Below are 21,150 nucleotides of genomic sequence, written 5' to 3'. Positions count from 1 at the left end.
TTAATTAAATTTCCACCAATCAAAATAGAAAAGGTCTTTTTCCCCCTTAAAAACAAAATATAAATCGTGGATTCCTTTTATACTTTTCAGAGGTGTATTAATGGTTTTATATAAGTCGCCCTCACCTTTTCCTGTAACGTTAACAACTCCCAGCAATGGCCCTTTAAGAGCATCTGAACGCACTTCTATTTTTCCGCCATAGAGAGAAGCGACATTCACATCCAAAGATTTTACGCCTTTGGAAAAATCTACCCCCTGGATTTTAATATAATCACCATTGTTAATTGAGGTAACGATGACGCGGTCTGTGATTTTTTTGCCTCTGTTATAGGGTTGATTGCGTTCCCATTCTGTGACCATTTCTGTTTTCAGACCTTCGCTGTAAGCCATCGTTTCTGCTTCAACTTTTTTATAGGGGTCCAGAGTACCCACTCTTTTCGCACCATCCGTAGTCCAGAAAGGAAGCTTCTGAATTGTTCCATCTGCATTGTAGGTAATTTCTGTGACACTAACAGACCGGCGTTCGTAATGTTTGCTCATCGTCTGCATTCTAAGCATATGATTGAATCCGAAAACATAAGATTTACCTTTGAAATCTATGATACCGGGATGATTTCCGCTGGATCTCTGATCGCCATCCATTATTACACCTCCATAATTCCAAGGACCTGTAGGTGATTTTGCCATTGCATAACCAATCCCTTCCGGACAACATTTAGAAGCGTAAGCCATATAGTAAATTCCGTTTCTTTTCCACGCCCAAGGTCCCTCCTGATATTTGAAAGGATCTGGCTGGTCTTTGACCTTCGCAAACGAAGGGTCTTTGGTAATTGGTCCAGCAAGAGATATCATATCTTCGTTGAGTTTAGCATACCAAAGATTCGGATTTCCCCAGTACAGATAAGCCTGCCCGTCGTCATCAATTAAAACTGTGGGATCGATGTCATCCAGAGAATTTTTGATCAAAGGCTTGCCGATAGGATCGGTGAAAGGACCATACGGACTGTCCGCCACCAAAACGCCAATACCCATATTGTTGGGCATTGGACAATACATATAGAATTTTCCTTTTCTTTCAACAACCTGTGGCGCCCAGGCACCGTTGTCGGTATTTACCCATTTAAAATCTTTAAGAGAAGCCACTACACCGTGGTCTGTCCAATTGACCATATCTGTGGAAGTGTATAGTAACCAGTCTTTCATTTTGAATCCGAAGGCATCGTCTTCATCGTGACTCGTATAAAGATAAACCGTATCCTTATAAACCATCGGTGCAGGGTCGGCGGTGTACTTGGTTTGGATAATCGGATTTTGAGCGAAGGAAATCTGAAAAAATCCTAAAATGGTTATTATACTTAAAAATTTCATCGTTAATACTTTAAGGTTATTTAAAACTGACATTTATTTTTTTTCCGGAATAATTCACCGATTTTTGTTGACCATCAGGAAGGATTATATTGAAATTCCGTTTTTCAATCATTCCTTTAAAATTTCCTTTTCGGGAATCTATCGTCAAGGTTTTTGATTTTTCGTTCCAATGGAAAGGGATTTCTGTATAATTTCCTTTTTCGTAATTGTAATTATCGAATTCGTCTTCGTATAAGACGAAATCTGCGTCAGTTCCCGGGTAAATTTTCAACGTAAGATTGTCCCATTTTTTCTCGGTTGCGTATTGTACATCAGGACCAAAAGGAATAATACTTCCCGCTTTCACATACAACGGAATACTTTGAAGATTAACAGATTTTTCTATTTCCTGACCACCTTTATATTTTTCATTCGTCCAGAAATCAAACCAGTCTGCGGCGGCCGGTAGATAAACTTTCACGGTTTTATTTTTTGTGAAATCTACATTGGAAAGTGCATTTTCTTTTTTGGTGGCATCGGTTTTATTCCAGCCTTCATTTTCATCGGTTTTTACTATTTTTTCAGGAGTATATTGAGCATTTAGAACAGGCACAACCAGAAATGATTTACCGAAAAGATATTCATTGTTGATATTCCAGGTTTTTTGGTCTGATGAAAAATCCATCGAAAGTGCTCTCAAAAAACTGGAATTATTTTTAGAAACATCCCAAGAAACAGAATAGATATAAGGCAGCAAACTATATCGTAGTTTAATGAATTTTTCTATCGCATCATAAACTGTATCTCCTTTTTTTCCGAACTGGTAAATTTCCCTCGGGACATCAGTTCCGTGCGAACGCATCATTGGTGTAAAAGTTCCGTATTGCAGCCAGCGAACGTACAATTCCTGAAACATCGGGCTTTTTGCACCGCCGTTTCTTTTATAGACTCCGGCAAAGAAACCGCCGATATCAGAATTAAAATTCGGATTTCCTGTGAGGCTGAAATTTAAACCTGCCGGAACCTGATTGCGCAAAGATTCCCACGAAGAGTTGACATCGCCCGACCAAGTGTTTGCTGCGTATCTTTGCTGTCCTGCAAAGGCTGACCTCGTTAATATAAAAACCCTTTTATCACTCGTAGTTTCACGCTGATGGTCGTAAACGCCGCCAACCGTCATCAGCGGATATGCATTTCTCACTTTTCGGAATGAGCCGAGGTGCGTTTTGGTGTCCAAATCTTCCGGTTTTTGGCTTAGATGGTCGGGTTCCGTAGAATCCATCCACCAGGTATCGACACCCAGACTGAAAACGCCTTTGTTGAGATACTGCCAGTAAATATTTCTGGCTTCGGGATTGTAAGCATCGTAAACACGGACTCCTGAAGGATAGTTCATATCGGGAGGCCAGACTTCCCGGCCAGATTCCGGCCAGGTTTTGAAATCGAACAACATTCCTTTTTTATCCATTTCACGGTACTGATTGGTCATCGGTCCGAAAGACGACCAGATGGAAACCGAAAGATGCGCATTCCTATCGTGGATATCCTGTATCATTTTTTTGGCATCGGGAAAATCAGGGCTGATGAAATCCATCGCATTCCACTGGTAATTGTTTCCCCAATACTGCCAATCCTGAATGATTCCGTCAAGAGGTACTTTTAATTCCCTGTATTTTTTCACTACATCTACCAGTTCATCCTGACTTTTGTAACGCTCTTTGCTTTGCCAATAACCATAAGTCCAAAGCGGAATCATCGGGACTTTTCCGGTCAAATTTCGCATTCCTGCAACTATGCCATCCGCATTTTTTCCGTAGATAAAATAATAATCAACTCCCTCCCCAACTTCCGATGAGAATGATGTTTTATCTGGTTTATCGGTAAATTGCGTCGGAGAATAATTATCCCAAAAAACGCCATACCCTTTCACAGACTGAAAAAACGGCACAAAATCCCAGGTGTTATTCTGAATCATTTTTACATCCGTATTTCGCTGAGACATTTTCCCGTTCTGTAAAATTCCTAAACCGTAGATGGGTTCGTCTTTTTCCAGCTGAAAAGACTGTGTCACCGAATAAGTCGGGTTTCCTGCATCATTAAAAGGTTTGAAATCGCTTCCGGTTTCTTTTAATAGTTCTTTTCCTGAAGGTGAATTGTACGTTATTTCACCATTTTTAGCATCAATAAAAAGCTGTACATCATTTGTTTTTAATGAAATAATATGATTACTTTCCGAAACTGAAAATCTGGTTTTCTGTTCTTTTTTGATAACGGACAAACTGTTTTTGTCAAATGCTTTTCCGGCGGGATACTTAATAATTCTAACTGTATTTTCACCGTACAATTTCACTTCAACAGTCATATTATCCATAGAAAACGTCAATCCCGAATCTGTTTTTTGATAAGATTGTGCATTAATATTTCCCGATACAAGAACAACCGTAATAATGAGTGTTTTTATTTTGTTTAAATTCATTTTGGATGATTTTGGATTAAAACATTAAGAAACCTTTAGGTTCGACGGAGTCAAATTAAGCTTAACATTTCTGAAATCAAATTAATCATCAATTGTGTTCATTCTAATTAGCAAATAATATAAAATGCTTAATGCCTTAATGTTTTTAAGGACAAAGTTTATTTAAAAAGTTCCTGTGCAAACTGGTGCAGACTGTCTCTCCAAACCGGCCAACTGTGACCGCCCGGATAATCCCTATACGAATATCTAATTCCGATTTTATCCAGTTCTTTCAGCATTTTCTGACCGTTTTCGTAAGCAATATCTTCTTTTCCGCCCATTGAAATCCAGAAATTTTTGACGTTGGATGAAAAGGCAGATTTATTTTCATTTAAAAATTTGTACTGTTTATCGGCAACGTCCTGAAGCATCGGCAACATATATCCTGAACTGAAAACGCCCAAGCTTGAGAACATATCAGAGTTCTGAATCCCGGCATACAATGTATAAATCCCGCCCATTGAAAGTCCGGCCAATGCACGGTTTTCTTTACCTTTTTTAATTCTGTAATTGGATTCGGCAAATGGGATGATGGATTCTTTCAGCTCTTTTTCAAACATCTGAAGATTGCGCTCGCCAAAATTTCGGATTCCGCTTTGACCGATATTGGCATCGGGCATAATAATGACCATCTTTTTCGCTTTACCTTCCGCAATCAGATTGTCTAAAATCAAATTGGTTTTACCCTGATTTGCCCAACCGCTTTCATCTTCTCCTCCGCCATGTAAAATATACAATGCCGGATAAGATTCAGAAGAATTTTGGTCGTAACCCGGTGGCGTGTAGATGAAAACCCGTCTCCAAGAATTGGTTACTTTTGAATAGAAATTTTTAATACGAATATCACCGTGCGGAACGTCTTTTAATGCATAAAAATCATCGCCATCAAAAGGAATATCGATTCCGCTGGCGTATCTTCCCATTCCGTAGAATGTTTCGCTGGACGGGTCTGCAACTGCAACACCATCAATCAGCAAAGAATAATAATGGAAACTTCCGCTTTGAGGCTCGGTCGTTCCAGTCCAAAAGCCATCTGTATCTTTTTTCAGGTCATATTTTTTTCCTAAATCGATTTGAACTTTTTGTGCTTCCGGCGCTTTTACCTTGAACATCACTCTTCCATCGGGAAGGATTTGAGGATATTGAGCGTTTCTGATATTGGTTGCTGCAGGCGTTCCCAAAACGGTAAATCCGTCAAATTTAGTTTTATCAACAGGCTTAAATAACAGCTGTGAAAAGATGTACAAATCATTTTTCCATACCTTGAAATCATGACCGCCCGGCTCTATGTAAAAAATGTGCGGAATTTTATTTTTCTTCAGATAATCGCTGGTTCTTTTGCTAAAAGGCATCAATCCGTCTGCATCGCCGCAGGAAATAAAAATGAGCTTCATTTTCAACGCATCTTGCGGATTGGGTAAAAGCTTGCTCGGTTCTTTCGTATTGGGTGCTGAAGAAAATGCGCCCAACCATGCAAATTTATCGATGTTGCCGAAAGCAAAATTTTGCGTTTGTCCGCCTCCCATTGATAGTCCAGCCAAAGCCCGGTTTTCACGGTCTTTTTTGACAGGATATTTTTTTTCTACGAATGGAATAAGGTCGTCCAGCAAATCTTTTTCAAAAGTTGCGAAAGCTTCCACTTTATCCGGAGCCATAATATTTCCTGTTGCCCTGTCATCTTTCATCGCACGACCATTCGGCAAAACGACAATCATCGGCTGCAGTTTTCCCTGTGCGTACAGATTATCCAGAATAACATTCGGTTTTCCCTGGTTGAACCATTCTTTTTCATCGCCGCCAATGCCGTGAAGAAGATAGAGAACAGGATATTTTTCCCCTTTTTTGAATCCCGGCGGTGTGTAAATCAATGCTTTCCTTGTAGTTCCAACCGTTTTTGAAGCATATTGAATTGTATCGATTTTTCCGTGGGAAATGGCTGGGTTTTCAATATCAAAACCCTGTAGAGCCTGTTTATCAATAGTTTGTGCCGAAACAAATATTCCGGATAACATAAAACTTACTGCTAATATGATAGATTTGTTCATGATTTTTATTTGTATTTTTTACACTTATTAATTTAGGTAAAAAAATAATACCGACAAGGGTTTTATCTTTTTCATTTCTATTATTGGGGTTTTCAGCTGTTTTATGAACAGGTCGCCTCTACGAGGCTTTGCTGTTCTTGTAATAACGATCTATTAACAGAATGCTCCTACGGAGCTTATATATTTTTAAATAGCGAATTATTCGCAGACCAAACTAAATAAAGCTCTTTTGAGCGAAATTCTAAGCTTTCCAAATCAATTCCGATTTAATTATTCTGAACTCTTATTCACTCTGAAAAAATCAACATCTATAAAACCTCCCAGATTTTTGGTTGCATAATTGAAAATCGCAAACTTGGAACCCATAAAAAATCTTCGGTAATCGAAAATCATTTTGTAATCTTTTGCCATTTCGATCCAGTTTTTTTGGTCGGTGCTATAATAAAAATCGGCCAAATCTTTTCCGAGGTTGAAATCGGCATCAATTTTAAAATAAACTTTGTTCGAGTTTAATGCAATTCTCTTTTTTTCATCTTTTTTAACACCTGTAACCGCCTTAGTTTTATTATCTAAACTGACTTCATTGGTTGAAAAGACAATAAACTTTTTACCATTTTCCATTACCACAGATAAAATCCCTGAATCGCCGTTGAAAGCACTGAAACCGGCAACATCACCGTCTTTCATCCCTTTCACATCCAAAGCCACTACGCCGCTGGATTTCGGGCCTTCCATTCTTTGCGTTAAAGTATTTGGAGCGAGGTACAGATTATCGACCACTCTACTGGTTTTAAGCCTTAAAAAGCCTTTCCTTTCGGATAAAGACCAAGCTGAATTGACAGGATTATGATTCCACTGCCACTGAATTTTCATTTTTTTGTCGGAAAATTCGTCACTTTCTACCATATGATTTTTGGGTTTAAATGGTGAAAGCGGAATTTCACCCGTCAATGGCACTTTTCCGTTGTCGCCCAAAATTGGCCAGTCGTTTTCCCATTTAACAGGAAGCAAAATCGGAACTCGTCCTACTCCATTTCTGTCCTGGAAAATCAGGGAATACCAATTTCCGTTCTTATCATCAATCAAAGCACCTTGTCCGGCATAGGAAAATCCAAGAAAATTGTCTTCAAGAATGACCTTTTTCTCATAAGGTCCGGTTACTTTATCAGCCCTGTAAACTTCCTGACGGCGTTTTCCGCCTCTCGGCCAGGAAATCATCATCATATAATATTTACCGTCTTTTTTAATGATTTGGTTACCTTCCAAAAGTCCGGTTTCCGAAGCATCTTTCTGGAAAACTTCCGTTCCGTCATGATTTCCGATAATGGTTTTAAAATCCGGACTCAGCTCAAAAACTTTGTTGGAAGTAAAAACGTAAACTCTATCATCATCATCAAAAAGCAAAGATGCATCGTGAAAATGTCTGGTTCTCGTGATAAGCTTCCAATTGCCTTTTTCAGGATTATCGGTTACATAAAAATACGATTTGAAAGGTTCGTCATTCGGGGAAAACAGAACGTAATATTTTCCTTTATGATAACGGATGGAAGAAGCCCACTGTCCACGTCCGTAAACACTTCCGTCAATCAAATCATATTTTGAATTGTCATTTAATGTATCAAAAACATAACTTGACATTTCCCAATGAACAAGATCTTTTGAATGCATAACCGGAGCGCCGGGCATAAGATGCATGGTGGTGCTTATCAGGTAAAAATCGTCGCCGTTTCTTGTGATGGATAAATCCGGAGCATCTGCCCAAATGATGGGATTTTTAAACTCGGTTACTTTCTTTTGAAAAGGGTCTATCTGGGCTGAAAATTGATTCAGCCCGATAAATCCCAAAAAAGAAACTATATAAAATGATTTTTTAATATTCACGATTTTGATATTTTGGTTGGTTCGATTCTTAATCGATATCAAAGAGACACTTCGACAAGCTCAGTGTGACATTGCTAATCCTAAAAGTCTACTTAGATTGTCTTATTATACCGAAGCCTAAATATTATTTAAATTTTAGCTAAAGCTAAATAATCTTTTCTTCTTTGAAAACGGGCTAAAGCCCGCTCCTATTGATATCATATGATTATTTTCAATTTTAATTCGGTACAATATCATTTGAAGACGTGCTGTACAATCCAATCAAACTTCCTGTGAAACCACCTGCAACATCGGTAGAAAGGATGTCTCCTGATACCGGACCTCCCAGATTTTTAAAATTTTTGCCGTCCAAAGAATAATTGAAGCTGATTTCATCTTTTTCTCCAGTCACCTGAAATTTAATGCTTTTTGAAAGTGAAATTTTTTCACTTGCGATCAACTTTGATGTCCCCTTTTCAGTCCTTTCTAATACAATATAGTAGTCTTTGTCTTTTTTCGTAATTCCGAAAACGTAATTGAATGTTTCGCTTTGGTAACAAGTGATTCCCGCAAGTTCCTTTTCAGATTTTGGCTTATAATCAAGCGTTACCGAGGTTTCAAAATCTTCGTGCTGCAACCTGTGGAATAGTGCCGAAACCGGAGCTAAAGCTTTGATATTCGTCTCCATAGGATTCACTTTCACCCCATTTTTAGTCACGTTAATGAAATTTTCACGAGGTCCTCGCATCGCAATCCAACGGAAATCGAGATTTTTATCGGTTAATTTATCGTTATACGTGAAGTTTCCGTTCGGGAAGAATCCGTTTTGTCCGGTTTGATTCTGAACGCCTTGCGGCATTTTCAATTTTGGTTTCATAGGAACTAATCCGTTCTGGAACACAGGATACGTTCCACTCCAGTCAACCGGAAGAATGAAAGTTTCTCTACCGTGATTTACACGTCCTTTTTCGTTGGGACGAATGGCTAAAAATACACCGTACCATTGCCCATTCGGACCTTCTACCAAATCGGCATGACCAGCCCAGTCTACTTTTTCTTTTCTGTCTTTCGGAAAATATCTTTGGGTAAGAATTGGATTGTTTTTAGCGGGAACAAATGGTCCTTTCGGAGAATCAGCCATAAAAATCACTTCACTGTGGTTGCCTCCGGTTCCGCCTTCTGCACACATTAAATAATATTTTCCTTTGTATTTGTATAAGTGCGGACCTTCAATCCAAATTGGCTTTTGAGAAAGGTCGACTCCACCGTTTACAATAATTTTGTCAGAACCTGCTACCACCTGATCTTTTTCCAAATCGTAATCCCACATTTTGATTACTCGGTGTCCCTGATACTGCTCTGTTCCTTTTGGAGGAGCATCATTGTGTACGATGTAGGCTTTCCCGTCATCATCGAAGAAAATAGCAGGATCGATACCGTCGAAATTAAGTTTTTGGACTTCGCTCCAGCCTTTCGCAGGATCTTTGGTTTTTACGACCATATTTCCGACTCCGCCCGCAATCTGCGTGGTAATCATATAAAACGTGTCGTTGAATTTGTTGTATTTGATGTCCGGTGCATAGATTCCCTGAGAAACTCCGCCTTTTTCGACTTTTAACTGAGAAGGCCTGTCGAGAACGTGACCTACCTGTTTCCAATTCACTAAATCTTTAGAGGTGAAAATCGGAACTCCTGGAAACATTGAAAATGAAGAATTAACCAAGTAATAATCTTCTCCTTTTTTGGTAATACTAGGGTCCGGATAACATCCCTGAAGAATCGGTGAATAAAATTCGTCCGGTTTCAGCGGGTTGTCGTTGTATATTTTGTCGTTTCCTTTATATTGAAAATCGGTGAATGTCTGTGCTGAGATTCTTGTCATCGACAGTAAGGCTGCTGCTGCAAAAATGCTGGTCTTGTTTTTTAGAAAATTGGAATTCACTGTTATCTTTTTCATATATAATTTTTTTTATTTAATTTTTTGTTGAACCCTTTCAGGGTTCGTGGTTTATTTTCACATTGTCCCACAGGTTTCACCTGTGGCTATTGTTGTTGAACCCTTCGTTCTATTATCAGGTCACTCCTACGGAGTTTCTTTATCATTAGACTTTACTACATTTACACAGATATTGCTCCTACGGAGCGCACTTTTATTTCATTCTTAAAATATAAGTTTTTCCTGCTTCTGTTGGGAAATCGTACATCACCGATTCTTTTATTTCGACAGGATTTAATTTGGCTTTGTTAGAAATGATTGGTTTCTTAATCTCCGGAACATCAAAAAAAGGATTGGGATTTTTGCCTTCTGCTTTTTTGAGTTTTGATTTTCCTTTCAGTTCCATTTCGTTCGGGATTCTGAGCCTACAATTTCCGCCTAAATTTGATTTTATTATGATTTCTTTTGCTTTATTGTTTTCCCAAACAATGCTGATTTCAAAACCACCGTAGGTTTTTAACCCGGAAATGTTTCCATTTTTCCATTCATCAGGAAGCGCGGGAAGAATGTCGACGAAGCCGTTTTGCGTCTGTAGCAGCATTTCAGTGATTCCCGATGTACAGCCGAAGTTTCCGTCGATCTGGAACGGCGGATGGGCATCGAAAAGATTCGGATACGTTCCACCTTTACTGCCCCAGCCATCTTTTTCTACCAGCGTTAATTGGTCTTTGATTAATTTATTGGCATGGTTCCCATCGAGTAATTTTGCCCAAAGATTCACTTTCCAGCCCATACTCCAACCTGTGGAAACATCGCCGCGATGGATGAGAACGGTTTTTGAAGCCTCCAGCAATTCCGGTGTAGTGAAGGGATTAATTTGATTGGAAGGAAACAAACCATACAGATGTGAAACATGCCTGTGATTGTCTTGCGGATTATCAAGGTCTTCCATCCATTCCTGCAGTTGTCCGTATCTTCCGATCTGCATCGGTGGTAATTTTGAAATAATATTGTTCCAAACCTGGATTTTATCTGAATCTATATTTAAAATTTCTGCTGCTTTCTTTGTTTTGCTAAAAAGGTCGAACATTAATTGATTATCCATTGTATTTCCAGCTGCCAAAGCACTCCCCTGATGTCCGTTCGGAATATTCTCGGGAGACATTGACGGACTTACCACCAACCATTTGTGGGTTGGTTCTTCAATTAAAAAATCTTCATAAAACTGAGTGGCAGATTTCAAAACGGGATAAATGGATCTAAGATAATTAATATCCCCACTATACAGATATTTGTCCCAAAGATGCTGGGAAAGCCATGCGCTGCCTATCGGCCACATTCCGGCATTGGCAAAATCTACCACTCCGGTGATCCTCCAGATATCGGTATTGTGATGAGCAACCCAGCCACGGCTGTTGTACATCACTTTTGCCGTTTCTTTTCCTGATTCGCTTAAATCTTTTACCATCTGAATCAACGGCTCATGCATCTCGGAAAGATTGGTATTTTCTGCCGGCCAGTAATTCATTTCTGTGTTGATGTTGATGGTATATTTGCTGTCCCAGGCCGGTTTGTTGGAATTGTTCCAGATTCCCTGCAGGTTGGCTGGCTGACCGCCAGGTTGTGAAGAAGAAATCAGGAGATAACGCCCAAACTGATAATATAACGAAATAAGTTCCGGATCGAAACCTGTAGCAAAGTTTTTAATCCTGATATCAGTCGGATTTTTTGCAGCTTCAGAAGTTCCTAAATTAAAATCAACTCTTTTGAAATATTTCTGATAGGCAGCAAGATGATTGTTATATAAAGTATTAAAACCTTTATTTTCAGATAAATCGATATATCTCTTGCTTTTTAAAACCTCGTCTGTATCTAATGTTTTATAATCTGTAAAATTGGTTGCGATAGAAATGAGAATCATCACTTCATTAGCATTACTTACCGAAATTCCATTTTCTGAAACTTGCGTTTTGCCGCTTTTGGTGACGAATTTTGCGAGTGCATTGAATTTAACCTGACCTTGAACCCCGTCTAAAGTGGTGGACAATCCATCGATCTGTAACGTGCTGGCATCAATAGCCCTGGCATTTTTCTTAAGTTCGCTGTTAAAATTGGCTGTGAAATTCAAAGCGTTCTTCTTGTCTGAACTTAATTTAATGACAATAACGTTATCAGGAATTGAAGCAAAAACTTCTCTTTTAAAATGAATTCCATTCGAAGTAAATGTTGTAGTAGCAACAGCCTTTTCAATATCTAATTCCCTGTGATAATTTTTAACATCATTAAGATTATTAAAATTCAACGTAAGGTCGCCAATATTTTGATAAGCCGAACCATGGAGGGTTTTCGCTGTTAAACCTTTATCAGCAAGAATCTGCGCACGTTTGTAATTTCCGTTAAATAAATAATATCTGATGGAGTCCAGGAGTTTTGGCCCGTCCGGATTATCATTCCGTGAAGGACCTCCGGACCAGAAAGTGCTTTCATTCAGCTGAAGTTTTTCTTTAGAAGGATCTCCATAAATCATTGCAGCCAATCTGCCATTTCCGATCGGTAACGCTTCGACCCATTGTTTGGCAGGTTTATCATACCACAGCTTATATTTTCCTCCTTTCTGGGCAGAGGAAAATATACTTATCAAAAGACATAATATGATATAAAGTCCGGCTTTCATTTTTACTTTCTAAACTTCAAACTGTATTATTTTGATGTTAAGCTGTTTTCTTCCTGTTAATCAACCAAATAATTCCCCATGCCGCAACATACGAGATTCCTGCAATGAAGAAGATGATATTGTAACCGCCGTTGATGTTTCCGGCTTTTTTAAAAGTATCCAAAACAATCCCGATGAACAGTGGAAAAATAATTCCCGCTGCCGAACCGAGCATTCCGCCAAAACCGATTACAGAACTTACATAATTGTTCGGTAATTTATCCCCAACCGTAGTCATCAGATTGGCTCCCCAGCCCTGATGTGCAGCCGTTGCAAAGGCTATAATAATGGTTATCAACCACATATTATCAACATATTTTGAGAACATTACCGGAACGACCATTAAAGCAAATAATAACATTGTAAAGCTTCTTGCTCTACCGATCGCCCATCCTTTTTTAATTAACAATGAAGAAAGATACCCGCCGCCTATACTTCCGATCGTTGTTCCGCTATAGATGATAATCAATGGAATGGAAGGTTTGGTTAAGTCCATTTTAAAAACATCTGCAAAATAAGCAGGCAGCCAGAACATAAAGAAATACCAGATCGGGTCGGTAAGGATTTTTCCTATGGCAAAAGACCAGGTTATTTTATATTTTAACAATTCAGAAAGTGGAACTTTTGACTGTTCTTCGGTTTTTCCTTCCTGGTCACTTTTGATATACTGAAGTTCCCCGGGACTCAGTTTTTTTGTTTTTTCCGGAATCTGGTAAAATTTCCACCAAAGAAGAATCCAGACTAATCCCAATGCTCCGATCCAGACAAAAGTCTCTCTCCAGCCGTAGTGCCCCAGAATAAACGGTACCAGAAGCGGCGCTAATATAGCACCCACTGTAGCTCCAGAATTAAAAATTCCGGTTGCCAATGCCCTTTCTTTTTTCGGAAACCATTCGGCGACAGATTTTATTGCAGCTGGAAAGTTTCCGGCCTCACTGATTCCCAATGTGCTTCTCGCGATGATGAATCCCAACGTGCTTTTCACAAAACCATGTCCTATAGAAGCCAAGCTCCAGACAATCAAAGAGACCGCATATCCGATTTTGGTTCCGACTCTGTCGATAAATCTCCCCATTGCCAGATAACCAATCGCATAACTTGTAGTGAAGGCCATTACGATGTAGCTGTAATCTTTTTCATTCCAGTCAAATTCTTTTTCCAGAATAGGTTTCAGCAAGCCCATAACCTGACGGTCAAGATAATTGATCGTCGTTGCGAGAAATACCAGAGACAGCATAAACCATCTTATATTGCCATTTTTTGGAGCCTGCATTTAGTTTTGATTAAGTTGTTGTAATAGATTCTGAACTTTTTCTGTAAGCTGTTGCGATGTGAAATCCTTTTTTATTAATGAACTTCCCAAGCCGACTGCTACCGCTCCGCCTTTTAGCCAATCGTTAATATCGTCTGTATCAGCATTTACGCCTCCCGTTGGCATAAAATTCATTCCCGGAAAAACGGGTTGAATGGACCGGATATAATTTTTACCCAGAGCATCAGCAGGAAAAATTTTAACTAAATTTAATCCGTTCTGAAAAGCAATATTAACATCAGATGGCGTGAAACAGCCCGGAATCAAAAGAATATTCCTGCTTACCGAATGTTTTACCAATTCTTCGCTGATCACCGGAGTGATGATGAAATCGGCTTTTGCACGGGCATAATCATCCATCTCCTTCGTATTTTTTACCGTTCCTATTCCAAGTAAAAGCCCTGGAAATTCTATGGCGGAAATTTCTTTCAGCTTTGTAAAATTTTCTAATGCCTGAATACCGCGGTTGGTATATTCTATTGCACGAATTCCGGCTTCGTACAAAGCTTTTACGGTATCTTTTGAAACTTCAAATGATTCGTTGTAGAACAACGGAACGATTTTTTGGTTTTTTATAGTTTGTATAATTGAATTCATAATTTCTCAATGTTAATAGACTCGTCAATAGTATCACCCTTTACAAAAAGTTTTTTAAAGGCAACCTTTGTGGCATCTTCCAATATTTTCTGTGACAAATTTCCTTTGAGCTTTCCGTGAATCAGTGCAGCCATAAATGAATCTCCGCTGCCTACTCTTTCTTCTACTTTTTCGGAATTATATTTTTCTGAAATCAAAAGCTCATTATTCTCAAATAATGTCGCATAGTAATTGACTTTTTCACCGTTTGTAAACCGGAAAGTATTAGCAATTATCGCAACATTCGGAAATTGTTTCTGAATTTCTGATGCTGATTTTTCAGCTTGCCTTAAAAGATTTTCGTCATCAAAATTTCCGTTCAGTTCATATTCTATCGGAATCTCCAGAAATTGCTGAATCGACCAGATATTTCCCATTAATACATTAACAAAAGGCATTAATGTTTTGATTGTATCCGAAGCAATTCTTCCCTGCCAAAGTGCTGCACGGTAATTCAGATCTAAAGAAACGATAATATTTCTTTTTGACGCTTCCTCCATTAAACTCACACATTTTTGACAGGCATTTTCACTTAAAGCCGGTGTAATGGTGCTGATATGAAGCCATTTTACCCCGGAAAATATTTCATCAAAAGTAAATTGTGAAAAATCCGACTGTGTAAAAACTGAGGGGAAACGGTCGTATACTACCGAAGCATTTTGCATATCGCCATCTGAAGACAGGTAAAAAGTTCCGATTCTTCCGGTATTTTTTTCTGCAAGAACTTCAATCCCTTTATTTTGAAGCTGACTTTCCAACTGATTTCCAATGAAATTTTCAGGTAAAGCAGAAAGAAGCTTTACAGGATTTTTCCATTGGGCAAGAGCCGAAGCCACATTGTATTCAGCGCCGCCTACAAAAGTTTTCATAGACTGATCATTGAGCCAGTTTCCATGAGAATCCGGTGCAAAATGGAGCAATAGCTCTCCGAAACACAATATTTTTTTGGAATCAATCATTATTTTGGTTGAACCCTTTCGGGTTCTGTTTATTTAATTTTATATTTTTTCCATTAGGTTACACCTACGGCTATTAATATTGAACCCTCCGGGTTCTTAACTTCGTCTCAGTCTATTTGCTAGATATCTGCCTGAATTTTATATTTCAAAATAATTTTTGGTGTTGTAATAACAGATATCCTGAATGATCTTCCCTACCCACTCTTCGTCATCGGGAAGCAAGCCTGTTTCCATGTCACTGCCAAACATATTGCACAAAAGTCTTCTAAAATAATCATGTCTTGAGAACGATAAAAGACTCCTGGAATCGGTAAGCATACCTACAAAAGTGCTGATAAGTCCAATATTGGAAAGCGTGTTCATCTGTTTTTTCATTCCGTCGAGCTGATCTAAAAACCACCAAGCCGCCCCAAACTGTACTTTTGATTTAATTCCGCCTTCGTTGAAATTTCCGGCAAGTGATGCGAGAACTTCATTAAATGTGGGATTAAGATTATAGATTATGGTTTTGGTAAGCTGTCCGGCTGTATTTAATTCATCTAAAAGAACACTCAATCGTTGAGCAAAATATTGTTCTCCAATCGCATCATAACCTGAATTAATACCTATCTTATTAAGCATTTGAGAGTTGTTATTCCTCGTTGCTCCAACGTGAAACTGCTGCACCCAGCCTTTTTCGTTGTACATTTTGCAAAGTTCCTTAAGTACATAACCGCATAAAGCTTCCGGATTAGAAAATACAGTTTTATTTCCTTTCAGAAATTCTGAAAATTCGTTTTCAAGATTCTGGTTCCAAAGCGTTGTATCAGGAAAATATTCGAACCCATGATCTGCTACTTTTGCGCCAGCCTCTGCAAAATAATTAATTCTCGACTGAAGCGCATTAAGCAAATCAGACACTGATTGTATTGAAATTCCTCCGACTTTTTCAAGTTTTTTAATGCCTGCAAGATATTGCTGAGGATTAATGATATTAATGTAAGAATCGGGGCGAAAAGCTGGTAAAACCGATGTTGCAAAACTACTGTCCTTAATTGCTTTGTGATAAGCAAGATCATCAGCTGGATCGTCTGTCGTACAAAGCGTTTCAACCTTAAAATAATTTATAATTGATTGTGGTAAAAAATCGTTTGTCTGCAAACTTTCATTCATCTGAGAATAGATAGAATCTGCATTTTTGGGCGAAAGATATTCGGTAATTCCGAAAGGATTTTTAAGCTCAAGATGTGTCCAGTGAAATAATGGATTTCGAAGGGTGTAAGGTACAACTTCAGCCCATTTTCTGAATTTTTCGATATCCGAAGCTTCTCCTGAAATGAATTGCTCATCGATCCCGAAATTTCTCATCGCACGCCATTTGTAATGATCACCATCCAGCCAAATTGCCGTTGGAGATCGGAAATTAAGATTATTGGAAATGACATCCGGCTCCAGATGATTGTGATAATCAATAATCGGCATTTCTTTCGCAAATCCGAAATAGAGATTCTCTGCCTTTGCCGACTCCAGCAAAAACGACTCTCCGAAAACTTCTTTATTTTTATTAGAATAAGTCATTATCTGGTTTAAATGATTTAAAATTTTATTTAAAAATCAATTTTTTAAAAACAAGACCTTAAGTTATTTTAAGATCTTGTTTATTTAAATATGAAGAAAATTTAACTTTAAACACCGCTAAAAGCACTGAAACCACCATCAACAGGAAGTAAAGCGCCCGTAATAAAACTTGCGGCTTCTGAGCAAAGGAACTGTACTGCTCCGTTCAGCTCTTCTACTTCTCCGAATCTCTGCATCGGCGTTTTAGCAATTACTTTTTTACTTCTGTCAGTCAGGGAACCATCAGAATTCAGGAGAATAGCACGGTTCTGATCACCGATAAAAAATCCAGGAGCCACGGCATTTACCCGGATTTTATCTCCGAATTTTAAAGCTACATCAGAAGCCAGCCATTGCGTAAAATTGGTGATCGCCGCTTTCGCTGCCGAATATCCCGCTACTCTCGTGATCGCCGAATAGGCTGCCATTGATGAAATATTTACAATACTTCCGTTTCCCTGCTCTGCCATTACTTTTCCAAAAACATAGCTTGGATATACTGTTCCATTGATATTGAGATCAGTCACCTCATCCCATCCTTTCATATTCATATCAAAGAATGACTGTTCGGGAGATAAGGTGGCTGCAGGAATATTTCCTCCGGCAATATTTAACAGAATGTCTATTTTTCCGTACTTTTCTATGATTTTTTTTGACGCTGATTCAAGACTTTCGATGTCCATCACGTTGGCTTCGACGGCAAATGCGTTACCTCCGGCATCGGTCAATTCCTGTATGCGGACATCCAATGTCGCCTGATTTCTGCCTAATGCAACTACTTTTGCACCGGCTTCAATGAAGCTTTGTGCCAGGCTTCCACCCAAAACACCGGAAGCTCCTGTGATGACGGCCACTTTATCTTTTATACTGAATATTTCGTTCATTATAATATTAATGATAATTTATATTGAACCCTTCGGGTTTCTTTTATATTAATCCTATTCTTTGCCATAGGTTTTAGCTACGGCTATTGTTGTTGGATCCTTCGGATCCTGTTTTGCTTAAAATGTCTTCTGCATTTCATTTTGGACAGCTGCCATTACCCCTTCAATCTGACCTAAAGCCAGCATTCTCCCTAGAAATGAATACCCTGGATTGTAATCTTTATCGATATCTTCGGTTAAGAGTCTTCCGTGGTCAATTCGCATTGGTAAATCTGGACTTTCCTTTTCAAATACACGGATAACATCAATCAGTTTTCCTCTTCCACCCAAATGATGCGCTTCTATAAAATCACCGTTTTCAAAAACATTGGTGCTTCTGAGGTGAACGAATTTTGTACGGTGTGCAAATTTATGAGCCAGTTTCGGAACATCATTGTTAAGGTTAGCACTTAAAGATCCGGCACAGAAAGTAAGTCCGTTATGAGGATTATCCACTGCATGTAAGAACCAGTCTATATCTTCTTCATTGGTAACGATTCTTGGCAAGCCCAGTAAAGCAAATGGCGGATCATCTGGATGTACACACATCTGGATATTCCATTCTTCGCAAACCGGCATTATTTTTTCGAGGAAATATTTAAGATTAAGGCGAAGCTGGTTTTTATCAATTCCATGGTATAAGGCCAATAAATTGTTGAACTTTTCGACAGGATTTAAATCTCCTTCTTTTATGTTTCCGTTGACAAATCCCTGAGTTTTTACAATGACTGAATCAATCAGATCATTGTTGTCTTCTTCAGTCAGCGTATTTTTAAGTTCTTCTACTTTCTGAAGAATTTCTGCATTATAATCCTTTTCTGCTCCTTGTCTTTTCAAAATATGAATTTCAAAATAGGCAAATTTAGCTTTATCAAAATATAGCGATGAGGAACCATCTTCCCATTCGTGGAAGAGATCTGTTCTGGCCCAATCCAAAACAGGCATAAAGTTGTAGCAAACTGTTGTCACTCCTGCTCTACCCAGGTTTTCGAGACTTTTGATATAATTTTCTATTAAAAAATCCCGGTCTTCACCTCCGTATTTGATGGCTTCGCTCACGGGAAGACTTTCCACGACAGACCAGCGAAGACCGTGACTTTCTATATAGTTTTTATAATCATTGATCGCCTCTAAACTCCAGATTTGTCCATTCGGAACATCATGCAGTGCGGAAACAATTCCTTCTACTCCTATTTGCCGAAGTGTATTCAGACTTATTTTATCGTTCTTCCCAAACCAACGCCATGTTTTTTCCATAATCTTTAAAATTTTTATTCATTAAACAAAGCAGGTGCTTTTTTACAAACACCTACTTTGCTGTTAATATGAATGTAAGAATAAAATCAATTAATAACCAGGGTTCTGGTATTTTGCTTTCACATCAGCAGAAACTTCCATTGCATCAAGCTGTCCCTGAGGGATTGGTCTCAGATAATGGAAAGGCTGAATATTTCTTGTAACAGTCTGAGGAGTATGATCTCCATAAGATGCACCACCAATTTGGTAAGTAGCAGCATATTCTGCCCATTTCTGAGTACGTACCAGATCATACCATCTGTAGAATTCTCCGTAGTATTCTCTTGATCTCTCTGCAAGAATGTAATCAATAGTAATTGTTGCCGGAGTTGCTGCAATCATCGCCGCACTATTATCAGCTACATAAGATGTATTCTGAGCATTATTGAATTTCCATTTTCCCGCTCTTGCACGGATAACATTGATAAGATCTCTGGCGCTCATTGCTCCTGATGCTCCTTTTACAGCTGCTTCTGCAGCAATAAAATAAAACTCAGAGAATTTAGCTATTGTAAAAGGACGAGTAAGACCCGCATTTGGATAACCTAAACCATTAGGATCGTCCGTACGATACGTTCCTATCTTCCATAGACCAGGATATACAATTCTGCTGATTCCGCTTGGTGCAATTACCCAGTCTGCCCTATTTGGCAAAGTACCGGCTCCCACTCCATTTTGACCTGCACCTGTAGCATATGTCGGAGTTTGAGAATCATCACTCAAGAAACTAAGAATAGCACCACCTGGCTGTACTGGCAGATTATTGGCATTGTAAAGGGTACCAACACTTGTAAGACCTGTTCCATTTTTATTCCAGTTTCCTCTGTATGTAGTAACAAAAGTACCATCATAACGGGAGTCATTGGTTTTGTCTGCAAATGTATTTTTTATTACTCCTATGGTAGGACACATACGAACCCAAGGACGACCTAAAGACTGTGCTGCCTCACGCTGTACGGAACTTACAACATCCGCAGGAGCCCATGCTGTTGTCTTGCTGCTTTTAATTGCAGTGTAATTCCAGGTCTGCATCCATGCTGCAAAATTGTCCGGAGCCCATCCTGAACCAAATCCTACAGGATCACTTTCATTGTAATATGTGCTTGACTGCGTGTGATCTGCATATAGCATGCTTTCTGTATTTCTGTCGTTTGATCCAACATTTACATCATAGAATGTAGGCTGCAGAGCATATCCTCCAGGGTTATTAATTCCCGACATAGCCATATCATATGCCTGTTGGAAGTACCATTGAGCATTATGTCCGTCAGGATCATTTCTTGCTGCTTCAGGATAAGTAGGAATGTTATTAGGGTTCTGTAGCCACCATCCATAAGTAAGATAAGCTTTGGCTAAAATCAATCTTGCAACATTTTTGGTTACTCCTCCTGTTACTCTTGGTGATGTCGGAAGATTATCTATTGCTTTTTTTAAGTCCGGGAAAACCGCTTTCGTATATACTTCCGGAACTGTATTTCTTACAGAAGTTGTCGATGGAAGTGTATTGTATTTTAATTCTCCTGCTCCTAAATCTAAAGGAATTCCTCCATATGTCTGTACAAGCATAAAATAATCAAATCCTCTGAAAAATCTTGCTTCAGAGATCATTGCCTCAGGAATATCGAATCCGGGGCCTTTTTCAATAATTCCGTTTGCTGTATTAATATATGGGAAAAATGCTCCCCAAACCATACTTGTAGGAAAGGTATTTGGGTTAATATTTCCCTGACCTGACATATCTAATTCTTTGAAGTTACCATCAGCACTTTGTGCCCAGGTAGATTCGTCGGTACCATTCTGGCAGTTGCTCATGAAGTACCCGTTTCCGTACAACAATCTTAATTGTCTGTACAGCGCAGTAAAGCTCTGCTTAACACCATCCGGTGTATTAAAATATTCAACGCTGTATCCTGATCTTGGCTGCTCGTCAAGAATCTCATTACAACCAGTAAATGTTAATGATAAGAAGATTGCTCCAATTATCATTTTTTTATTAAATTTTATCATGACTA

The 21,150-nt window shown here is 38.8% G+C and carries 13 protein-coding genes; all 13 read right to left on the bottom strand.

Going from position 1 to position 21,150, the window contains the following annotated elements; genetic code table 11:
• Positions 1–1,401: a glycoside hydrolase family 43 protein gene (locus BMW64_RS05080; RefSeq protein ID WP_228400842.1), complete on the bottom strand. Its 1,401-nt coding sequence runs from the start codon at positions 1,399–1,401 to the stop codon at positions 1–3.
• Positions 1,385–3,823, bottom strand: a complete 2,439-nt coding sequence (locus BMW64_RS05075) for a glycoside hydrolase family 31 protein (protein ID WP_089998898.1) — start codon at positions 3,821–3,823, stop codon at positions 1,385–1,387. Before BMW64_RS05075 ends, BMW64_RS05080 begins: the two co-directional genes overlap by 17 nt.
• Before the next feature lie 158 nt (positions 3,824–3,981).
• Positions 3,982–5,907: an alpha/beta hydrolase-fold protein gene (locus BMW64_RS05070; protein ID WP_089998897.1), complete on the bottom strand. Its 1,926-nt coding sequence runs from the start codon at positions 5,905–5,907 to the stop codon at positions 3,982–3,984.
• A gap of 270 nt (positions 5,908–6,177) precedes the next feature.
• Positions 6,178–7,788 (bottom strand): glycoside hydrolase family 43 protein, encoded by a 1,611-nt coding sequence (locus BMW64_RS05065; RefSeq protein ID WP_228400841.1) that lies wholly within the window; start codon positions 7,786–7,788, stop codon positions 6,178–6,180.
• A 217-nt stretch (positions 7,789–8,005) separates the two neighbouring features.
• Positions 8,006–9,724 (bottom strand): glycoside hydrolase family 43 protein, encoded by a 1,719-nt coding sequence (locus BMW64_RS05060; RefSeq protein WP_089998895.1) that lies wholly within the window; start codon positions 9,722–9,724, stop codon positions 8,006–8,008.
• A gap of 193 nt (positions 9,725–9,917) precedes the next feature.
• Positions 9,918–12,377, bottom strand: a complete 2,460-nt coding sequence (locus BMW64_RS05055; RefSeq protein WP_089998894.1) for a glycoside hydrolase family 95 protein — start codon at positions 12,375–12,377, stop codon at positions 9,918–9,920.
• A gap of 37 nt (positions 12,378–12,414) precedes the next feature.
• Entirely contained in the window at positions 12,415–13,689 is a 1,275-nt protein-coding gene (locus BMW64_RS05050) for an MFS transporter (RefSeq protein ID WP_089998892.1), read from the bottom strand.
• Positions 13,690–14,325 (bottom strand): bifunctional 4-hydroxy-2-oxoglutarate aldolase/2-dehydro-3-deoxy-phosphogluconate aldolase, encoded by a 636-nt coding sequence (locus tag BMW64_RS05045; protein WP_089998891.1) that lies wholly within the window; start codon positions 14,323–14,325, stop codon positions 13,690–13,692.
• Entirely contained in the window at positions 14,322–15,323 is a 1,002-nt protein-coding gene (locus BMW64_RS05040; RefSeq protein WP_089998890.1) for a sugar kinase, read from the bottom strand. Before BMW64_RS05040 ends, BMW64_RS05045 begins: the two co-directional genes overlap by 4 nt.
• A 138-nt stretch (positions 15,324–15,461) precedes the next feature.
• Positions 15,462–16,880 (bottom strand): glucuronate isomerase, encoded by a 1,419-nt coding sequence (gene uxaC / locus BMW64_RS05035; RefSeq protein WP_089998888.1) that lies wholly within the window; start codon positions 16,878–16,880, stop codon positions 15,462–15,464.
• Positions 16,881–16,987: 107 nt separating this feature from the next.
• Positions 16,988–17,803, bottom strand: coding sequence for an SDR family oxidoreductase (locus tag BMW64_RS05030; protein WP_089998886.1), 816 nt, complete (start codon positions 17,801–17,803; stop codon positions 16,988–16,990).
• A gap of 117 nt (positions 17,804–17,920) precedes the next feature.
• A complete protein-coding gene (gene uxuA / locus BMW64_RS05025) occupies positions 17,921–19,099 on the bottom strand; it encodes a mannonate dehydratase (RefSeq protein ID WP_089998885.1) in 1,179 nt (392 codons plus the stop codon).
• A 90-nt stretch (positions 19,100–19,189) separates the two neighbouring features.
• Entirely contained in the window at positions 19,190–21,145 is a 1,956-nt protein-coding gene (locus BMW64_RS05020; RefSeq protein ID WP_089998883.1) for a RagB/SusD family nutrient uptake outer membrane protein, read from the bottom strand.
• Between the last annotated feature and the right edge of the window lie 5 nt (positions 21,146–21,150).

The sequence above is a fragment of the Chryseobacterium taichungense genome, assembly GCF_900109935.1.
In the GTDB taxonomy this organism is placed as follows: domain Bacteria; phylum Bacteroidota; class Bacteroidia; order Flavobacteriales; family Weeksellaceae; genus Chryseobacterium; species Chryseobacterium taichungense.
This window is presented reverse-complemented; position numbering and strand designations above follow the sequence as displayed.